At 63.3% G+C, this 1,252-nt stretch carries 1 protein-coding gene; it reads left to right on the top strand.

The window, feature by feature from the left end; all coding sequences use genetic code 11:
• The first annotated feature begins 57 nt into the window (after nt 1-57).
• A protein-coding gene (locus tag TSO352_RS07405; RefSeq protein WP_109106723.1) for an IS3 family transposase occupies nt 58-1,196 on the top strand; the annotation gives its coding sequence in 2 pieces (ribosomal slippage) (nt 58-313 and nt 313-1,196; 1,140 coding nt in all).
• The last annotated feature ends 56 nt before the right edge of the window (nt 1,197-1,252 follow it).

The raw sequence follows: 1,252 nt of genomic DNA, 5'->3' as shown, positions 1-1,252 counted from the left end.
CCCCGTTTTCCGGACAGTCGGATAAGCTTGGTTCGCCCAGGAAGAAGGACGGACCCGATGACGGGGAAACGGAAGCGGTATTCGGCGGAGTTCAAGGCGAAGGTGGCGCTGGAGGCGATCCGGGGCGAACTGACGGTATCGCAGCTGGTGGCCAAGCATGGCGTACACCAGACGCTGATCAACGCCTGGAAGAAGCAGGCGATGGAGGGGATGGCCGGTGTGTTTTCCGGCAAGGCTGAAGCCGCTGGAACCAGCCATCAGGGCGAGGTGGGGAAGCTGCACGCGATGATCGGCCAGTTGGTCGTGGAGCGGGATTTTTTGCGCAAGGCCTCCGGTCGATGAGCATCGGTCGGAGGCGGGAGCTGGTCGAGGCGGATCATCCGCGGCTGTCGATCACGCGACAGTGCGAGCTGGTTTCGATCAGCCGGTCCAGCTACTACGGACCGGCCAAAGGCGAACCGGCCGAGAACCTGGAGCTGATGCGGCTGATCGACGGGCTGTTCCTGGAAACGCCCTGGTATGGCAGCCGGCAGATGACTCGGCATCTCTGCCGGCACGGCCATCAGGTCAACCGCAAGCGGGTTCGCCGCCTGATGGCGCGGATGGGGTTGCGGGCGGTCTATCAGCGCCCGAAGACGACGGTGCGGCACCCCGAGCACAAGATCTGGCCGTACCTGCTGCGCGACGTGACCATCGACCGACCCAATCAGGTCTGGTGCGCTGACATCACCTACATTCCGATGCGCCGAGGCTTCCTCTATCTGGTGGCGGTGATGGACTGGGCGACGCGCAAGGTTCTGAGCTGGCGTCTGTCGAACACCATGGACGTCGCGTTCTGCATCGAAGCCGTGGAGGAGGCGATGACACGCTACGGCCGACCGGACATCTTCAACACCGATCAGGGCAGCCAGTTCACCAGCCCACGTTTCACCGGCCTCTTGACCGCTGCTGGCATTCGGGTGTCGATGGACGGGCGCGGCCGGTGGATGGACAACGTCTTCATCGAACGGCTGTGGCGTTCGATGAAATACGAATGCGTCTACCTCCACGCCTTCGAAACGGGCAGCGAGGCCAGAGCCCGGATCGGCCACTGGATCGATTATTGCAACCACGAACGCCCACACTCGGCGCTCGGCGGCAGAACCCCGGCAGAGGCCTATGAGGGCACACTGGACCGGATCAGATTGGCGGCGTGACACGAACCTGAACCAAGCTTATTCCAGCCGCCAAACTGTCCGGGAAACGGGGACCA

It is taken from the genome of Azospirillum sp. TSO35-2, assembly GCF_003116095.1.
In the GTDB taxonomy this organism is placed as follows: domain Bacteria; phylum Pseudomonadota; class Alphaproteobacteria; order Azospirillales; family Azospirillaceae; genus Azospirillum.
Note: the sequence above shows the minus strand (reverse complement) of the source record. Positions and strands in the feature narration are given on the sequence as shown.